General features: G+C 43.0%; 13 protein-coding genes. 8 read left to right on the top strand and 5 right to left on the bottom strand.

What is annotated here, in order from left to right; all coding sequences use genetic code 11:
• Nucleotides 1-148: 148 nt before the first annotated feature.
• A complete protein-coding gene (locus FQV37_RS00645) occupies nt 149-1,678 on the bottom strand; it encodes an acetyl-CoA C-acetyltransferase (RefSeq protein WP_160020877.1) in 1,530 nt (509 codons plus the stop codon).
• Between the two features lie 549 nt (nt 1,679-2,227).
• Here FQV37_RS00645 and FQV37_RS00640 point away from each other — a divergent pair.
• The 4 genes from FQV37_RS00640 (at nt 2,228) to FQV37_RS00625 (ending at nt 7,212) form a co-directional block, all read left to right on the top strand.
• A complete protein-coding gene (locus FQV37_RS00640) occupies nt 2,228-3,628 on the top strand; it encodes a 3-oxoacyl-ACP reductase (protein ID WP_160020876.1) in 1,401 nt (466 codons plus the stop codon).
• A 324-nt stretch (nt 3,629-3,952) separates the two neighbouring features.
• Nucleotides 3,953-4,867 (top strand): MaoC family dehydratase, encoded by a 915-nt coding sequence (locus FQV37_RS00635; RefSeq protein ID WP_160020875.1) that lies wholly within the window; start codon nt 3,953-3,955, stop codon nt 4,865-4,867.
• A 72-nt stretch (nt 4,868-4,939) separates the two neighbouring features.
• On the top strand, nt 4,940-5,497 hold the full coding sequence (locus tag FQV37_RS00630) for a protein tyrosine phosphatase family protein (protein ID WP_160020894.1): 558 nt from the start codon (nt 4,940-4,942) through the stop codon (nt 5,495-5,497).
• 278 nt (nt 5,498-5,775) lie between these two features.
• Nucleotides 5,776-7,212, top strand: coding sequence for a serine hydrolase domain-containing protein (locus FQV37_RS00625; RefSeq protein WP_160020874.1), 1,437 nt, complete (start codon nt 5,776-5,778; stop codon nt 7,210-7,212).
• Between the two features lie 61 nt (nt 7,213-7,273).
• Here the strand turns inward: FQV37_RS00625 and FQV37_RS00620 are convergent, their stop codons facing one another.
• The 3 genes from FQV37_RS00620 to FQV37_RS00610 all read right to left on the bottom strand — a co-directional run bounded on the left by FQV37_RS00620 (nt 7,274) and on the right by FQV37_RS00610 (nt 11,643).
• The gene (locus FQV37_RS00620; RefSeq protein ID WP_160020873.1) at nt 7,274-8,515 is read right to left on the bottom strand and encodes a cation:proton antiporter; all 1,242 of its coding nucleotides are present in this window, start codon (nt 8,513-8,515) and stop codon (nt 7,274-7,276) included.
• A gap of 250 nt (nt 8,516-8,765) precedes the next feature.
• Complete coding sequence (gene ilvD / locus FQV37_RS00615) at nt 8,766-10,652, bottom strand: dihydroxy-acid dehydratase (protein WP_057759459.1); 1,887 nt, start codon at nt 10,650-10,652, stop codon at nt 8,766-8,768.
• 235 nt (nt 10,653-10,887) lie between these two features.
• Nucleotides 10,888-11,643, bottom strand: coding sequence for a hypothetical protein (locus tag FQV37_RS00610; protein WP_160020872.1), 756 nt, complete (start codon nt 11,641-11,643; stop codon nt 10,888-10,890).
• Between the two features lie 241 nt (nt 11,644-11,884).
• Here FQV37_RS00610 and FQV37_RS00605 point away from each other — a divergent pair, with 241 nt between their 5' ends.
• The 3 genes from FQV37_RS00605 (at nt 11,885) to dusB (ending at nt 15,835) form a co-directional block, all read left to right on the top strand.
• Nucleotides 11,885-12,325 carry an HIT family protein gene (locus tag FQV37_RS00605; RefSeq protein WP_160020871.1) on the top strand — a complete coding sequence of 147 codons (441 nt, stop codon included), beginning with the start codon at nt 11,885-11,887 and terminating at the stop codon, nt 12,323-12,325.
• A 312-nt stretch (nt 12,326-12,637) separates the two neighbouring features.
• On the top strand, nt 12,638-14,683 hold the full coding sequence (locus FQV37_RS00600; RefSeq protein ID WP_160020870.1) for a BCCT family transporter: 2,046 nt from the start codon (nt 12,638-12,640) through the stop codon (nt 14,681-14,683).
• 120 nt (nt 14,684-14,803) lie between these two features.
• The gene (gene dusB / locus FQV37_RS00595; protein WP_160020869.1) at nt 14,804-15,835 is read left to right on the top strand and encodes a tRNA dihydrouridine synthase DusB; all 1,032 of its coding nucleotides are present in this window, start codon (nt 14,804-14,806) and stop codon (nt 15,833-15,835) included.
• 79 nt (nt 15,836-15,914) lie between these two features.
• On the opposite strand, the gene FQV37_RS00590 is transcribed toward dusB, so the two are convergent.
• Nucleotides 15,915-16,316 (bottom strand): DUF1622 domain-containing protein, encoded by a 402-nt coding sequence (locus tag FQV37_RS00590; RefSeq protein ID WP_205962037.1) that lies wholly within the window; start codon nt 16,314-16,316, stop codon nt 15,915-15,917.
• A gap of 277 nt (nt 16,317-16,593) precedes the next feature.
• Between FQV37_RS00590 and FQV37_RS00585 the strand changes: the two genes are divergently transcribed.
• Complete coding sequence (locus tag FQV37_RS00585; protein ID WP_160020868.1) at nt 16,594-17,481, top strand: SDR family NAD(P)-dependent oxidoreductase; 888 nt, start codon at nt 16,594-16,596, stop codon at nt 17,479-17,481.
• Nucleotides 17,482-17,581: the final 100 nt, after the last annotated feature.

Genomic DNA, 17,581 nt, shown 5'->3' with positions numbered 1-17,581 from the left:
AGGCTACTATCTAGGTCGTTTCTATCATAGCAAAGTACAGACAATAAAAAATGCCCTTTAAATAAATTAAAGGGCATTTTTTATTAATAGATATGTACTGATTAAAATAATAAGTCAGCGTATCTTTTTCACTTAAAAGTAACCAAGCTTATTTTTCTAGGATACAAGTCACACCTTGACCACCTGCTGCGCAGATAGAGATAAGTGCCCGGCCCGAACCTTTTTGATCCAATAATTTAGCAGCAGTAGCTAAAATACGACCACCAGTTGCTGCAAATGGATGACCTGCCGCTAGTGATGAACCGTTTACGTTTAATTTGCTGCGATCGATAGAACCTAGTGGTGAATCTAAGCCTAAGCGCTCTTCACAGAATTTCTCATCTTCCCAAGCAGCTAAGGTTGATAGTACTTGTGAAGCGAAGGCTTCATGAATCTCATAAAAGTCAAAGTCTTGTAGAGTCAGACCAGCGCGCTCAAGCATACGTGGTACCGCATAAGCTGGTGCCATTAGTAAGCCTTCTGTAGTGCCAGATTTGCCAATAAAGTCTACTGCTGCGGTTTCTTGATGGACGATATAAGCAAGTGGTTTTAGGCCATGCTCTTTTGCCCACTCATCAGTACCTAGTAGTACACAAGAAGCACCATCAGTAAGCGGCGTAGAGTTGGCAGCTGTCATCGTTGGATTGGCATTTTTTCTACCAAATACTGGCTTTAATTTACCCAATTTTTCTAATGTAGTATCTGGACGCAAGTTGTTATCACGAGTCAGGCCTTTGTATGGCGTGATCAAGTCGTCAAAGAAACCTTCGTCATAAGCGCGTGCTAGGTTTTGATGGCTGTTAAATGCAAGCTCATCCTGTGCTTCACGGCTGATATTCCACTCAAGCGTGGTAATCGCTTGATGATCGCCCATTGATAAGCCAGTACGTGGCTCACCATTTTGCGGTGAATCGATTAAGTCTTTTGGGTTTAGACCCATTAGTGCTTTTAGACGTTGTTTGTTGTCTTTTGCTGCACCAAGTTTGATCAGTACTTTACGCAAGCCATCGCCGACAGCAATAGGAGCATCAGAAGTAGTATCTACACCGCCAGTGATTGCCGAATCGATCAGACCAAGTGCAATCTTGTTAGCAGAAGCAAAGGTCGCTTGTAAGCCAGTACCGCAAGCTTGTGAGATATCATAAGTTGGCGTATGTGGGTTCAGCGCGGTATTCAATGTGGCTTCACGAGTAAGGTTGATATCACGGCTAAGTTTCATGACTGCGCCAGATACCACTTCACCTACGGTTTCGCCTTGCAGGTTATAACGCTCAACCAAGCCGTCCAATGCAGCGGTTAGCATGTCTGTGTTGCTAACATCAGCGTATGATCCGTTCGAGCGAGCGAATGGAATACGGTTACCACCTAAGATCGCAACACGGTTTAGGTTTGAAGCTGGTTTGGTTGAGCTGGCTTTTTTAGCCGGAGCAGGTTTTTTGGCAGCAGTGGTTTCTACTTTGTCATCGACCACTTTTTTGCTAGCAGTTTCTTTAGCGCTGGTGTCTTTAGCGCTATTGTCTTTAGTCGAGGTGCTTTTTGCAGCGTTTTCTTTTTTTGCAGTATCTGACTTTGTATCCGTTGCTTTAACAACTGTACTTTCAACAACAGGGCTATCTGGATGATTGTTTTTATTACTCATAATATTATCCTTAAAAAGTATGGGTAGAAGTAAAAAGTGATAGGTAATAATAAAAAATAGTTAAGTTATTTTATACAAGCAAATATTATCATTTATTACGCAATACAGCTGTTTATCATAAGGCGTTTTTTATTCACTTAATGTATCTCTTTAGCAAACTATGTGACGCTTGTATGAGGTCGGTAGTAGATTCATGACCATGACGCATCGCTCTAATAGAATGACTAGTAAGAAATATTAGCATTGCATAACAGTACGTTTGATAATATATTGTTATCAATAATTAAGTATGCCATAACCTATAGGTCAGATTTTAACATGTTATAGTGGCGCTTAACGCTGCTAAAAACGACTGGCTTGTATACTGACTTGTTTACAGATTGTTGTAGACATTATCTGTTTTTGGACTTGTTTATAAGGGAAGTGTATAGTTAGGCTAGTTTTGAGGCGATTTACTAAATTTAAATAATTACGATGTCAATGTCTCTATATAATAGATTCATTGCATTTTTTATTATTATACGAATCATTAATTATAAGGATTATATTATGTCAGACCGTTACGGTGATTTTGTTCAATCTTCTATTGGCAAAAAAGTAGCAAAAAACTTAGGTTTGCCAATGCCAACGACGCTTGATCGTTTCGAAAGTGGCGAGCGTCTAGTGCGTGGTAGCGTATTGGTTGGCCGTGCTACTGGTGATGACAAGAGCGTCAGTGAGTCTGTTGCCCGTATCCTGTCAGACGTCCATGCCGAAGTATATGTAAATAGCAGCGATGACATCAAAGACGCACTTGCTGATGCAGGCGTTGAGGCAAAGGCCAACACGGGCGGCGATGATCAATTCAAAGTACTGCTTTTTGATGCCAGTAATATCAGCAATGCTGAACAGCTAAAAGAGCTTTATGAGTTTTTCCATACAGTTGCACGCCGCGTAGAAAAATCAGGCCGTGTGGTTGTGGTTGGTCGTACGCCAGAGAACATCACTGATATTGAATCTGCAATGGCTCAACGCTCGCTTGAGGGTTTTGTGAAATCAGTGGGTAAAGAGTTTAAGCGCGGTATCACAGCGCAGCTGATTTATGTTGAAGAAGGCGCAGAGGAAAACCTAGATTCAACCTTACGCTTTTTTACCTCAGCTCGTTCAGCTTATGTATCAGGACAAGTAGTACGTGTCAGTAAAGGCAGCTCAGTCGATGTTGACTGGAATCAGCCTTTGGGCGGCAAGACGATGCTAGTGACTGGTGCAAGTCGCGGTATTGGCGAAGCTATCGCTCGCGTGTTGGCTCGTGAAGGGGCGCATGTTATCTGTCTAGATGTACCGCAGCAGCAAGCTGACCTACAAAAAGTTGCTAGCGAAATCAGTGGTTCTGCTTTGACAGTAGATATCACTAGTGAAGACGCTGGTGCAGAAATCGCTGACGCTGCTCAAAAACGTGGTGGTCTAGATTCAATCATCCATAATGCTGGCGTGACTCGTGATAAGACGTTGGCTAAGATGGATGAGAAAAAATGGAACATGGTCATTGATATCAACTTAGGCAGTATCGCTAGATTGAACCGCTACTTGTTGGACAATGACGTACTGAAAGAAAACGCACGTATCGTATGTGTGTCGTCAATTTCAGGTATCGCGGGCAACATGGGTCAGACCAACTATGCCACTTCTAAAGCTGGGGTAATTGGTTTGGTTAACGCAACTGCTAAGCAATTAGAAGACAATGCTAAAGGCATGACGATCAATGCAGTCGCTCCTGGTTTCATCGAAACCCAAATGACAGAAGCCATTCCATTTGCTATTCGTGAAGCTGGTCGCCGCATGAATTCAATGAGCCAAGGCGGCCTGCCAGTAGATGTGGCTGAGACTATCGCATGGTTCGCGTCACCTGCGTCTGGCGGTCTAAATGGCAACACGGTTCGCGTCTGTGGTCAAAGCTTACTTGGTGCATAATGTTGATTAATTGATAGGTATATGTGAGAAACAAGGTACAGATAGAGACAGTAGTTGTATCATATGAGCTATTATTCCTCGTTTGTATCACATATGCTTACGAAATAATCTCTGATAAAGTGTAATAAAGCTGCCCAAGGGTGGCTTTTTTATGATAAAAACACAAGAACCAATAGCCAAACTATTTTTTGCTATTAAAGATACTCATGAGGTTGATTAAATTTAATGCTTATTAGATGATTTAATAGTAGGCTTTAGTCAATGACTGCAGATTGTCTTTATAAACGTTAAAGAACTTGTTCAAGCCACACTTAGGATGTACTTATGTCAGACAAACATTATGATGCGTTGCCAAAAGCGCACACCACTTACGCCAATATTGTCAAAAGCTTATTGCCTATCGGTAATGGTGGCAAGGTCAGTAGAGACCAGTTGCCACAATCTACTTACTATGTAGATGACTTGCATATCGATCAAGAAAACCTAGACGACTATCGCAAAATTTGCGGTTTTGCTGATGATGGTAAAGTGCCAGCGACTTACTTCTCGGTATTGTCACAGACGCTGCAGATGAACATGATGGTCAAAGAGCCATTCCCATTTGCCATGCTAGGTCTTGTTCACGTTGATAATAGTGTTACCCAGTATCGTCCGATTGGAGAGCGTGAAACGGTAGCAATGTCGGTCACTTTTGATAACCTGCGCGATCACGCCCAAGGTCAGCAGTTTGACTTCGTGACTATCGTAAAGTCAGAAGAGGAAGTCATCTGGGAAGGTACATCGACTTATTTATCACGTAGCAAAAAACCTAGCAGTAAAGATAAGAAGAGCGCGCCGCGTCCGGTCATGGTCAAGCCTGAAGTAAACGAAGAGGGTGTTCATAGCATTTTTGAAGTGCCAGAAGATATCGGTCGTCGTTATGCTTTTGTCTCAGGCGATTTTAACTTGATTCATTTGCATCCACTATCAGCACGTGCGTTTGGTTTCCCTAAAGCGATTGCGCACGGTATGTGGTCAAAGGCTAAGTGCCTTGCTCTGATGGGTGACTTGCCTGATGCTTACACAATTGACGTCTCATTTAAGCTGCCTATCTTTTTGCCAGCTGAAGTAGAGCTGATTGCTGAGCCAGTAGCCCAACTTACAAACGTAGATGATACTTGTGAGTTTGGATTATATAGCTCTAAAAACAATAAACCGCATTTGGCGGGTGTTGTAACCTTAAAGAGCGACAGCAAGTAATATAAACATCATAAAGCTTCTATTTTACAGCCATATTTAACGTACATATTTATTATTATGACTTCACAAAACATGCCTTCAGAAGAAAACGCGATAGACGTAGATCAATCAAATAGCTCGATAGCAACCGATACGGCCGCTGCTAACGATAGCGGCGCTAACATTCATGTTAGTGCCGATAATGGCGTTGATTTGGCCGATATCTTTGAGCCTTATTTTCGTCCAGATGCAAACACTATCGTGTGCGGTGCATTAGATGACGAAAAAGTTGCGGCTTTAGCGAAAGCGGGCGTCGAGCTGGTCATCAACTTGCAGCTTGATGACGAGTTAAGCTTTGATGAGGCATCAGCAGTTGAGCAAGCAGGTATGCACTACGAACAGCTACCTATCAGCGGTGCTAAAGAGCTAAAGCAGCTTAAGATATTGGCGTTTGATAATGTGCTACGCCAGCACCATGGCAAAAAAATCGCTATGCACTGTGGGTCGGGTAATAGAGTAGGAGCTGCAATAGCGCTGCGGGCAGGATGGTTGCGTGGACGTAAGATGGATACAGCGATGGAACGTGGTCGCAGTCATGGTTTGACCAAGCTTGAACAAGAAGTTCATAATCGTTTGCTAGTACCGCGTTAACTAGATTTGTGGCGTTGAATATTAGTGCTGTCTTAGACGTTGGTAAACTCTAAAAATAACATCGAAATAAATAATAAAAAAGGCGACCAATAGGTGGCCTTTTTTATTGGCTCACAATTCATTTATACTGGTTCAAATATTTTATATAGTCAAAGAAATACTTGTGCAATCTGTAATCGGCTACCTTGTATGCGTTTTAGACTTCTTTGACTATAGCTTATGTATTACTATCATCTTAAAACTAGAATAATTTATATCACTGGAGCAAGGTAATAATAATGGATCATAATACAGAAAATTCTAATACACCCATAAACGCTGACTTTCAAAAAAAATTACAGCAATTACTGACAGATTTACAGCTTGGTGATGCACCTGCTGGCGGGGCTGTAGCCGTGTATCAAGCAGGTCAGTGTATAGCACAAGCCAGTACAGGTATGGCACGCTCTGATATGTCGTGGCAGCCTGATACGTTGGCTATTAATTTTTCTACCGGTAAAGGGGTACTGGCAACATTGGTTCATGTGCTGGTTTCGCAGCAACTGATCGAATATGACAAACCTATTGCCCATTACTGGCCAGAATTTGCTGCAAACGGCAAAGACCAAATTACGTTGCGACAAGTCATGTCACATCAAGCCGATTTGTTTTCGATTCAAAGTATTGATGTCGATAGCGAGACGGTACTTGATTGGGATACGATGCTGCGCCACATTGCAGCGATGCCTATTACCTCTCCCGAAGATGCTACTAAGTATGACAGCGCTTATAGTGCATTGGTCTACGGTTGGGTATTGGGCGGCGTAGTAGAGGCGGTCACGAATCTATCGTTCTCTGAAGCACTGCGCCAGTATCTAACAGAGCCTCTAGGTATCGCCGACAGCTGCTATTTTGGTGTGCCAGATAGCAAAGTAGATCAGGTGGCAAAATTGGCCAAAGATTTTGAAGAAACAGAGGATACAAACTCCCATTTAAAATCGAGACGCCAAAAACCAACCTTAAAAGTAGACTCTCAAGAAACTTTACGTACTTATGCAAGCTTACCTAGTTATCATTACTGGCAACAGAAAATGCTAAGTGACAAGCGTGCAGCTGAGACGCAAAGTAGCTTTGATAACAGCCTTGATGAAAATCTAAATAGCCCTGATACTGACAGCGTGCAATCTATCTTGAATACTGCGCGTATTAATAGCTTATATTTCAATACCAGTCAGCTTAATCTAAAGAACTATAAGGCGGCGCTGATACCTGCTGGCAAACATGCCCTTGATTATCATAAGCGCCAGACGCTACAAGCTGTCATTCCAGCGGCAAATGGTGTCGCTTCCGCTAAAGCACTGGCAACGATTTATGCAATGCTTGCTAATGGCGGTGTATGGCAAGGGAAAACACTGATCGATAGTGCTACTTTTGAGCAGTTATCTACTCCGCAGGTTGAGGGTTTAGATGCGGTTATGCCAGCGGCTATGAAATGGCGATTGGGCTACCATAGATTATTTAGCTTGTATGCTAACAACGATGATACGGATAAGAGAATGAGTTCTGATTTATCAGGATTTGGGCATATGGGATATAACGGATCGGTTGCTTGGTGCGACCCTGAGCGCCAACTGTCATTTGCTTTTATTCATAATTTTGATACCACTATGCTCAATGACGTTCGTCAGTTTGCGCTGACAGAAGCCGTCTTGAGCTGGGTAGAAGAGATACTTTAATAACGCCAACTTCAATCGCGAATTGATTCTGTTTCAAACATAAGCAGCATTAATTTTAATGCTACTTTTTTGGTGTCATTTTAAGCAATCTTGATGCGCTAAGACCATGGATAAAGATAGAAGTCAAAATAACAATCGAACAAACAATCCACAATTTAAGCGCATCTTCATCCGCGAAGAAACCTTGATTGAGCGCATAGGAAAGATAATATAGGGTACCGATACCGCGAATACCCAAAGCCGATATCGCATATTTTTCGGTATGAGGTAAGTTCAATCCTGATAAGGCAATAAATCCACCAATCGGACGTATAAGTAGTAAGAAGGTAAAGCTGACGATATAGACGCGCCATGTCAACTCGACACCTGCCTGCAACCCTTGACCAAGGAACATACCGAAGATAACGAGCACCAATGACATCAGTAAGCCTTCTGATTGCTCAGCGAAATCATGCAGTTTTTGATGATAAGTATGCTCACACTCTGAGCGACGAAACGCAAATGCGGCCACGAATACAGCGATAAAGCCATAACTGTGTACATACTCTGCAAGTCCATAGGCTAGTAGCGTCAATGCAATAACCACATAGCCTTGCGAGATGGTAGTCTCACGGGTATGTTTAGAAAACACGACTTTAGCCAATACTTTACCAACCAATACACCTACCACTACACCTGCGCCAATCTTCCACAAGACGTCATGAGTAAACCACGACCACAGCATCTCGTAAGTAAAGGCTTTGCCTTCACTGAATGCTTCCGCAATTTTAATCGCTAGATACACAAACGGAAAAGCCAGACCATCGTTCAATCCTGCCTCTGACGTTAAAGTAAAGCGTGGTGTGTCTTCTCCTCCTGTATTGGGAGGTCCCACCTGAATGCTCGAAGCTAACACTGGATCAGTAGGCGCTAACACTGCACCTAACAAAATAGCTGCACCAAGGCTCAAACCAAACGCGTAATACCCCAAGACTGCCATCGCAAAAATACCAATAGGCATGGTAATGAGTAGCAGTCTTACTGTTGGTCGCCACAATCGCCAAGACAACTCTGTATCGATTTTAATACCAGCACCAACCAATGAGACCAATACAACAATTTCAGTCAGTTTCTCGATGAGTAAGCCGTTATCAAGTGGGTCTAAAAAGGATAAAGACGTCCACCAGTAGCCCATCATCAGACCGAAGCTGACTTGGAGCATCGGTAAAGAGATAGAGGTGCGCTTAAAAATAACAGGAAACAAGGCCCCGAGTAAAAAGGCAATCCCGCAGATTAATAAGAATAAGTTATATTTTTCAATCATAAGGTTTACGCACGTCGTTATATTTTAAGGGTCGATTTTATGAGGATAATTTTAGATATTGATGACAATTCACAGCAATAGTTGATAGTCAGTCACTGATACCCTTTATCATGACGTCAAAATAAAATAATTACCGCAAAAAATAGTTATCAAAACGACAGCTACGTTGTTTTTTGGTGAAAAAAAAGCCTGCATTGCGCAGGCTTAATACATTTTTATCAGTATGTCTAGAGCGTTGATAGCTTACAGACTAGCGCTCGACTTGGCTCACGTCACGTACGGCGCCAGTATCAGCACTGGTGGTCATAGCCGCATAAGCACGTAATGCTGGCGAGACATGACGATCACGGTTGACAGGTTTCCATGCATCACGTCCACGTGCTTCCATGGCTTCTCGGCGAGCAGCTAGGTCTGCATCACTGACTTGCATGTTGATAGTACGATTTGGGATATCGATATGAATACTATCGCCTTCTTCGACCAAACCAATCGCCCCGCCTTCAGCAGCTTCTGGGCTAGCATGACCAATTGATAGACCTGATGTACCACCAGAGAAACGACCATCGGTGAGTAGGGCGCATTCTTTACCCAATCCTTTTGACTTCAGATAAGTCGTTGGGTACAGCATCTCTTGCATACCAGGGCCGCCTTTAGGGCCTTCGTAGCGAATGATAACGACATCGCCTGCAACGATTTGATCAGCCAATACCGCAGCAACCGCATCATCTTGTGATTCAAATAGACGCGCGCGACCAGTAAAGGTCAAGATACTTTCGTCGACGCCTGCGGTTTTGACCACACAGCCCCGCTCGGCGATATTGCCATATAGTACGGCTAAGCCGCCATCTGTAGAGTAGGCGTGTTTGGCACTACGGATACAACCTGACTCACGGTTGACGTCGAGGTTTGACCACTCTTTTGATTGTGAGAATGCTTCCGTAGTACGTACGCCACCAGGTGCTGCAAGGAAGCGTGCTCGAGCTTCATGGTTGTCAGGGTTCATGATGTCCCACTTATCGATCGCTTCTTTCATCGTTGCGCTATGGATAGTTGGTACATCAGTTTTTAGTAACTCAGCGCGATCAAGTTCAGCAAGTAATGCAAAGACACCGCCAGCACGATGCACGTCTTCCATATGGTATTTCTGTGAGGCAGGGGCTACTTTTGCCAGACAAGGCACACCGCGACTCAAACGGTCAATATCAGCCATCTTAAAGTCGATCTCTGCTTCATTGGCCGCAGCAAGTAAATGCAAGATGGTATTGGTCGAACCGCCCATGGCGATATCTAAGCTCATGGCATTTTCGAAGGCGGCTTTGGTAGCGATAGAGCGTGGTAGCACAGAGTCATCATCTTGCTCGTAGCGACGCTTGGCTAATGACACAATGGTACGACCCGCTTCTAAAAATAGCTCGCGGCGCAATGAATGAGTAGCTAGTAGTGAGCCGTTACCTGGTAAAGCTAGACCTAAAGCTTCGGTCAAGCAGTTCATCGAGTTGGCGGTAAACATACCAGAGCACGAACCACAAGTAGGGCAGGCTGAAGCTTCGATAGCGGCGACGTCTTCATCACTGATGCTATCATCAGCAGCGTCCATCATCGCATCGACAAGGTCAAGCTTGCGAACAGCACTGCTGTCACTACTATCGGTATTATGGCTCTTACCAACGGTACTGGCTAAGATTTTGCCCGCTTCCATTGGACCACCTGAGATAAACACCACTGGAATGTTAAGGCGCATGGCGGCCATCAGCATACCCGGAGTGATTTTGTCACAGTTAGAAATACAAACTAGCGCATCTGCACAGTGAGCATTGACCATATATTCGACAGAATCAGCGATCAAATCACGACTTGGTAGCGAGTACAACATACCGCTATGGCCCATCGCAATACCATCATCGACCGCAATGGTATTGAACTCTTTTGCAACGCCGCCTGCTTGCTCAATCTCACGGGCGACCAGTTGTCCAAGGTCTTTTAGATGCACATGGCCGGGTACAAACTGGGTAAAAGAGTTAGCAATCGCAATGATTGGCTTGCCAAAGTCGCCGTCTGTCATGCCGGTTGCACGCCATAATGCGCGCGCGCCTGCCATATTACGACCGCCGGTAGAGGTTTTTGAGCGATAATCCATGTGATATTCCTTACAAATAGGCGGGGTTGTTAAAATGTGCACCCTCAGTTTTAATAGGGATAGTGTGCTTTTTATAGAGAGTGAGTACTAGTGAATAATACTAATTCGTTACCATACCATTAGATATGAATAACTAAAAACAATATGCTAATAACAGTGAATTAATAATAACGAATTAATAATAACGAATTAATAACCACAAGCGATGAGCAAAAAAAACAGTTATTTAAAATATCTATTCAATACGTTCTAATATGGCTTTGTCAAACCAAGGAAGATCGGCTTTGTCTGCTTCTAATTTCACAATAGTTGCAAGCGCATGAGTAGCCAGTAGCTGTTGATAATCACTACTAGCTTCAATCGTCAGCAATGATTCGGCAGGTAGTGCTTGCGTATTGGGGTTTTGCTCGTCAATACTAATTAATATTTGCTTAGTGTTTTTATACAGGACGTCTACACGACCAAAAAACTGCCAGTCTTTGAACGCCGTCGTAATTGCATCTGCAGCATCCTTGGTATATACCTGCTGCGTCTCTTTACCCGTATTGGTCCAATGTAGGCGTACAGCCAATTGCAATGCCTCACTAAATACCACCAACGAGCCGATAATTTTCACATGCCAAGGGCTGGTCAGCAGCTCCTCGTCAATGCCGATTAATTTGGCAGCTTCATGAGCCGACATGGGTGTATTAAATTGAAGCAGTAACTCAGGAGTGAGTGGGTGCGTTTGTTTGATTGCATCATCCAAACTGTCATAGTGATACAAAAAAGGCAGTGGCAAATCTTGCGTGACAGTCTTCTTTATAATTTTACAATTGTGTATCTGCCAGCTGATGGCTTTATCAGTCAATGCTTCTGCTAATATGATAGCGTTTGGATCGATAGTTTGAGTACCACTTTCCCTCTCAATATCAGAGTGTTCTTCCTGATTATCAAGGGTTGCGGTAGTGTTATCCATATTTGTTTGAGTTGGCAAAGTAGGCAAATCCATAAATATAGCGTTATTAAAATAGAGGGTTAATATAACATTTTAAGGGCATGGCCCGCCAATAAATTAGTGAGCTAGCATGGTTGGAATATGGCTTGATATTTTTCAAATTCGATTGTCATACTGACTTGTACTAAAACTATATTTCGTCCACTATATGACAGACACTTTTATCTATTTTTGATAGCTATTAAGCTATTAAGCTATTAATTAACTAATAATAAAACTCTTAAAGGAAGAAATAATGACTGAAGTAAATCCACAAACTGCTTATGATGACAATAACATTTTTGCCAAAATGTTAGATGGTGATATTCCATATCACAAAGTATATGAAGATGATAAAACGCTCGCCTTTATGGATATCATGCCACAAGCAGAAGGCCATGTATTGGTCATACCAAAACAGAAAGCCGTTGATTTGGCGGATCTTGAGCCTGAATATGCTGCTGCGGTGCTAATGACGTCTAAGAAAGTCATGCAAGCTCAGCGCCAAGTATTTGAGCGTGAAGGCGTTATCCAAATGCAGTTGAATGGCTCACAAGCAGGTCAAACAGTCTTTCATTATCATGTACATCTCATTCCATCAAGTATCCATGAATTGGGTCGTCATGCAGTAACCCAAGCTGATAATAATGATTTGGCAAATATTGCGCAGAAGTTGGCGGCAGTGATTGATGCTTAGTTAGGAAACAGATTGCTTCTGTTTAGGTACAACAAATACTGGTATTTATGAATTAGCGAGCATTTATAGATTATAAATTACCAAAGTAGAGTACATATACAATCCAAAGGCAGCTAGCAAGCTGCCTTTTTTATTTTCTTGGTAATAGTCATGTAACATTCGTTAAAGTCATGTTACGAGTTGAACGCTTGTCTAGGGTTTTGGAAAAGAGTGTGATAATTATTATAACCATTCACACACATTTTCTAATCTTTGCCTTAATTAAAAATTTTCATAAAAAGGCATCGTCAACTTTTGAGGATATTATCTTTCATGAGTAAATTACCTCGTTCGACTATTTTATTACCAGTCTTTGTACCTGCAGCCATTATTATGCTGCTATTGGTCATTGGTACGGCTATTAATCCTGAAGCAGCGGGTGCTCTGTTTAGTGATGTGCTTAGTTTTACGACTGAGACATTCGGCTGGTTTTATATGCTGGCAGTGGCACTGTTTTTGATGTTCATTATTGTACTGGCGTTTTCGTCTTATGGCAGTATCAAGCTGGGCCCTGATCATGCTGAGGCGGAGTATGGATTCCTTGAATGGTTTGCCATGCTGTTTTCGGCAGGTTACGGGATTGCGCTACTGTTTTATGGGGTAGCGGAACCAGTGATGCACTTTTCTAGTCCGCCAATGTCGGATCCGCAGACTATTGCTGCGGCAAAAGAGGCGATGCAAATTGCGTATTTTCATTGGGGTTTTCATATTTGGGCGATTTATGGTGTCGTTGGTTTATCACTGGCTTATTTTGCGTTTCGTCATGGTTTACCACTGTCAATACGCTCGACGCTATATCCGATTATTGGTGACAGGATTCATGGCCCTATCGGTCATACAGTCGATGTGTTTGCGATATTAGGTACGATGTTTGGTATTGCGACCAGTCTTGGCTTGTCGGTGTCGCAAATCAATGCGGGACTCAATTATCTATTGCCAGATATCATTCCAGTGAATACGACCGTACAGGTGATTGCCATTGCATTGGTGACAGCCGCGGCATTGGTATCGGTATTGGCAGGGATGGATAAGGGTGTAAAACGCTTATCTATTTTAAATATGCTATTGGCAACTGCGTTGATGCTGTTCGTATTTGTCGTCGGGCCGACCATTTTTATCTTGAATGCCTTTATGGAAAATACAGGCAGCTATTTGGGTAATATCGTTGAGCGTACCTTTAGCTTACAAGCGTATGAGAATAGCGATTGGATCGGTAGCTGGACCTTATTTATCTTTGCATGGACGATTGCATGGGCCCCCTTTGTCGGTCTGTTTATTGCCAAGATTAGCCGTGGTCGTACCATCCGTGAGTTTGTACTCGGTGTGATGTTGGTGCCAACGTTCTTTACGTTCTTCTGGTTTTCTGTGTTTGGTGATACCGCGCTACATATGATTATGGTCGATGGTTATACCTCATTAATCAGTGAAGTACAAAACAACCAAGCGATAGCTTTGTTTAAACTGTTAGAGAATCTACCGTTTACCGAATTTGTGTCGTCATTGACTATTTTGTTGATTATTACGTTTTTTGTGACGTCATCGGATTCTGGCTCATTGGTAATCGACTCGCTAGCGGCAGGTGGTCGCAGTGATACACCATGGTGGCAGCGTAGCTTTTGGGTAGTGACTGAAGGTGCTGTCGCAGCAGTATTGCTACTTGCAGGTGGTTTAGAAGCCCTACAGACAGCGGCTATCGTTAGTGCGTTACCTTTTGCGATTATTATTCTGATTTCTATGTTTGGTATGTGGCGTGCGTTACGTATCGAAGGACATCGTAATCAGAGCCTTGGTAATGACAACAGACTGCCGCCGCATTTACTCAAACCGTCTGCATGGCGCGAGCGTATTGATTATATGACCGATAAGCCAACGCGTGAAAAGGTTCTTAGCTATATTAAAGAAGTGGTTATGCCTTCGATGATGGAGGTGTCGTCTAAATTTGCAGAAACTGGCTGGACGACTGAGGTCAACTATGATGCGGTCAATAACCGAGCCGTATTAGAGCTACAGCGCGGTGACGATGTCGAGTTTTGGTATGAGGTACGCTTATCTGAGCATGATGCGCCTGATTATTATACTGAAGACAGCGCAGATACTTTGCCACAAGAGCACCATCATCGCGCTGAGGTGTATCTACGCCGTGGTGGTCAGACCTATGATTTATACGGCTACAAATCTGAATCAGTGATTAATGACATCATTGATCAGTTTGAGAAGTATTTACATTTCCTCAATGTATCGCCTGATAGTCTACCGTGGCGCATGCAAGAGCATGATGATGACATCACGCTAGAGCAGGGCAGTGTGCTTGATAAATAATGCATGGGATTTATTAAAAACGAGTAATGCTTATGCAAGCTATTCACGTTAATCGCTTGCATTATGTGCACGAATCCTTAGAATAACGGCTTGTTTTCTTTACAAATCAAGCCGTTTTTTATGTCTATTGATTCTCTCATTTTACCTTCGTCCTCGACTTTGTCTGATCATCCGCTATTACAGCCATTAAATATCGGTGGCCTGACGATTGAAAACCGTTTGATGGTTGCGCCGATGGCGGGCGTGACGGACAATCCTTTTCGCCGATTGTGCAAATCATTTGGCGCAGGTCATGCGGTCAGCGAGATGATCATCGCTGATACGGCACTTTATGCACGCAAAAAATCCCTATATCGTGCCAATTTCGACAATGAGATTGCGCCTATTTCTGCACAGATAGCAGGCGCAGAGCCAGACAAATTGGCTGAAGCGGCTCGTTATCAAATCGATAATGGCGCGCAGATTATCGATATCAATATGGGCTGTCCTGCCAAAAAAGTCTGTCGTAAGCTGGCAGGCTCTGCATTGTTGCAAGACGAAGATTTGGTCGCGCGTTTACTAGATGCAACGGTCAATGCCGTTGATGCACCTGTCACGCTAAAGACACGTCTAGGCTTTGAAAACGGTCGTGAAAATATCTTACGAGTCGCCAAGCGTGCTGAGCAGGCAGGCATTGCAGCGGTTGCTATTCATGGCCGTACGCGTGAAGACATGTATACAGGCAATGCACGCTATGAGCTAATACGCGAAGTCAAAGAAAGTATCAGTATTCCTGTTATTGCTAACGGTGATATAGATAGCGCGCAAAAAGCCCAACACGTCTATGAGATGACAGGCTGTGATGCGGTGATGATTGGGCGTGCTGCACAAGGGCAACCATGGATATTTCGCGATATTGAGCACTTTTTGCGTACTGGCGAGCGCCTAGAGGCACCAAGCGTCAGTGAGATAAAAGAGATCGTACTGGCCCATTTGCAAGAGCTCTATGATTTTTATGGGGAGTACTCAGGCTGCCGTATCGCTCGCAAACATATTGCATGGTATACGACAGGTATTCCAAACTCCAACGCCTTTAGACAGGCGATGTATGGCGAAGAGAGCACGGCTGGGCAATTTAAAGTGGTCGAGACTTTTTTGCAGGCGCACGAATAGCAAACGCTTAAATCTTGTTTTATAAACTCGTGCTAATCATGTCTATGCATCGCTTTTTGATGGCATTTTTGTCCAACAGCTATGTTTTATCAATTGGCACAGTATGATTGTCAGTATCAGACTGTTTATCAGGCGCAGGCTTTCTATTTTGCCAAGGGAACCGTCCTTCTAATTCAACCTGTAACGATAAGCTTAAAAAGGTTCGAATCAGTACGATAAAACCTAGCACCAGTACGCTGCGTAGCGATGGCTCGGTGACGACAGTAGCCACGATATCAGCGGCGATTAGCACCTCTAATCCTAACAATATAGACTTGCCTACGGTCTGCCTGATTTCAACATAAGTATCATTATTGAAATGCCCCGACGCTCGAAAAGCTTTATACAAGGCAAGAAATAGCCCAAAAAACATAATGAGGACGCCAATGACTTCGATCATTTTGGCAATTAAGTCGATATAGTGAGTTAGTGTTTCTATCAAAGCAGATACTCCTCATAATTGATCAAAAAAAAGCTTAGCACTTAACACTTGGTACTTAGCACTTAGCACTTAGTAATTAGTAATTAGTAATTAGTAATTAGTAATTAGTAATTAACAATAAGCTAAAAATGTATTTATAAATATTTATGTTGACGACGAAATTTGTAAAGATCCCGTCAGCTAATGCCCACTATGGTTTTGTTCACTCCATACAACATTTTTTTGCTATGCTATAACCGAATACCAATAACTATAGAATAAACGAAAAGGACTTTTTATGGCCAATCTCTCGAAAAAAGCAATCACCAAAGCCGTCAAAGGCAAGAATATTATCATCACAGGCGCTTCAAGTGGTATCGGCGAGCGTACGGCTTTTTTGCTCAGTGAATGCGGCGCGCATGTTATTTTGCTGGCCCGTACTGAAGATAAGCTAAAAATGGTCAAGGAAAATATTGAAACACTTGGCGGCGCGGCTAGCTACTATCCATGTGACCTCACCAATATGGATGAGATTGAAAAAATCAGCGAACAAATTCTTGCTGATTTTAAACATGTGGATGTATTGGTCAATAATGCTGGTCGTTCGATTCGCCGTTCGGTACATGAGTCGGTCAACCGTTTTCATGACTTTGAGCGCACCATGGAGATCAATTATTTTGGCGCGGTCAAAATTATTCTTGGTTTCTTGCCGACGATGATTAACCGCCAAACGGGTCAAGTTGTCAATATCTCTTCGATTGGGGTATTGGCCAACAGCCCTCGTTTTGCTGCGTATGTGGCGTCAAAATCTGCGTTAGATGCGTTTAGTCGTTGCTTAGCCGCGGAAGTCAAAGGCGATAATATCAAGGTCACCAATATCTTTATGCCCTTGGTACGTACCCCTATGATTGCCCCAACCAAACTATACCGTTATATGCCAGCTTTGATGCCTGATGAAGCCGCATTAATGGTCGCAAAAGCGATTGTCCATAAGCCAAACAGTATCGCCAGTAATATGGGCAAATTCGCCTCAGCGACGTACTCGTTGGTGCCAGCCTTTAACGTCGGTATTCAATCAATTGGTTATCGTATCTTCCCAAGTTCGACGGCAGCGCAAACGACTGATAGTAAGCCTAACTTTGCTCAGCGTGCCTTTGCCAGAATTCTCCCTGGTGAGCATCACTAAGATAGGTTTATTCTCAATTATTACGAAAACAAAAAAAAGGATACGATGGTATCCTTTTTTTATGCCTTAAAAATATGCTTAAGCAGTATAAAAGCCTCTT

The sequence above is a fragment of the Psychrobacter nivimaris genome (assembly GCF_009812035.1).
Taxonomy (GTDB): Bacteria; Pseudomonadota; Gammaproteobacteria; order Pseudomonadales; family Moraxellaceae; genus Psychrobacter; species Psychrobacter nivimaris.
This window is presented reverse-complemented; position numbering and strand designations above follow the sequence as displayed.

Excerpts from the sequence above, each read along its gene's own strand:
- FQV37_RS00645 (WP_160020877.1), bottom strand. The coding sequence starts at position 1,678 with ATGAGTAATAAAAACAATCATCCAGATAGCCCTGTTGTTGAAAGTACA.
- FQV37_RS00640 (WP_160020876.1), top strand. The coding sequence starts at position 2,228 with ATGTCAGACCGTTACGGTGATTTTGTTCAATCTTCTATTGGCAAAAAA.
- FQV37_RS00635 (WP_160020875.1), top strand. The coding sequence starts at position 3,953 with ATGTCAGACAAACATTATGATGCGTTGCCAAAAGCGCACACCACTTAC.
- FQV37_RS00630 (WP_160020894.1), top strand. The coding sequence starts at position 4,940 with ATGCCTTCAGAAGAAAACGCGATAGACGTAGATCAATCAAATAGCTCG.
- FQV37_RS00625 (WP_160020874.1), top strand. The coding sequence starts at position 5,776 with ATGGATCATAATACAGAAAATTCTAATACACCCATAAACGCTGACTTT.
- FQV37_RS00620 (WP_160020873.1), bottom strand. The coding sequence starts at position 8,515 with ATGATTGAAAAATATAACTTATTCTTATTAATCTGCGGGATTGCCTTT.
- ilvD (WP_057759459.1), bottom strand. The coding sequence starts at position 10,652 with ATGGATTATCGCTCAAAAACCTCTACCGGCGGTCGTAATATGGCAGGC.
- FQV37_RS00610 (WP_160020872.1), bottom strand. The coding sequence starts at position 11,643 with ATGGATTTGCCTACTTTGCCAACTCAAACAAATATGGATAACACTACC.
- FQV37_RS00605 (WP_160020871.1), top strand. The coding sequence starts at position 11,885 with ATGACTGAAGTAAATCCACAAACTGCTTATGATGACAATAACATTTTT.
- FQV37_RS00600 (WP_160020870.1), top strand. The coding sequence starts at position 12,638 with ATGAGTAAATTACCTCGTTCGACTATTTTATTACCAGTCTTTGTACCT.
- dusB (WP_160020869.1), top strand. The coding sequence starts at position 14,804 with ATGTCTATTGATTCTCTCATTTTACCTTCGTCCTCGACTTTGTCTGAT.
- FQV37_RS00585 (WP_160020868.1), top strand. The coding sequence starts at position 16,594 with ATGGCCAATCTCTCGAAAAAAGCAATCACCAAAGCCGTCAAAGGCAAG.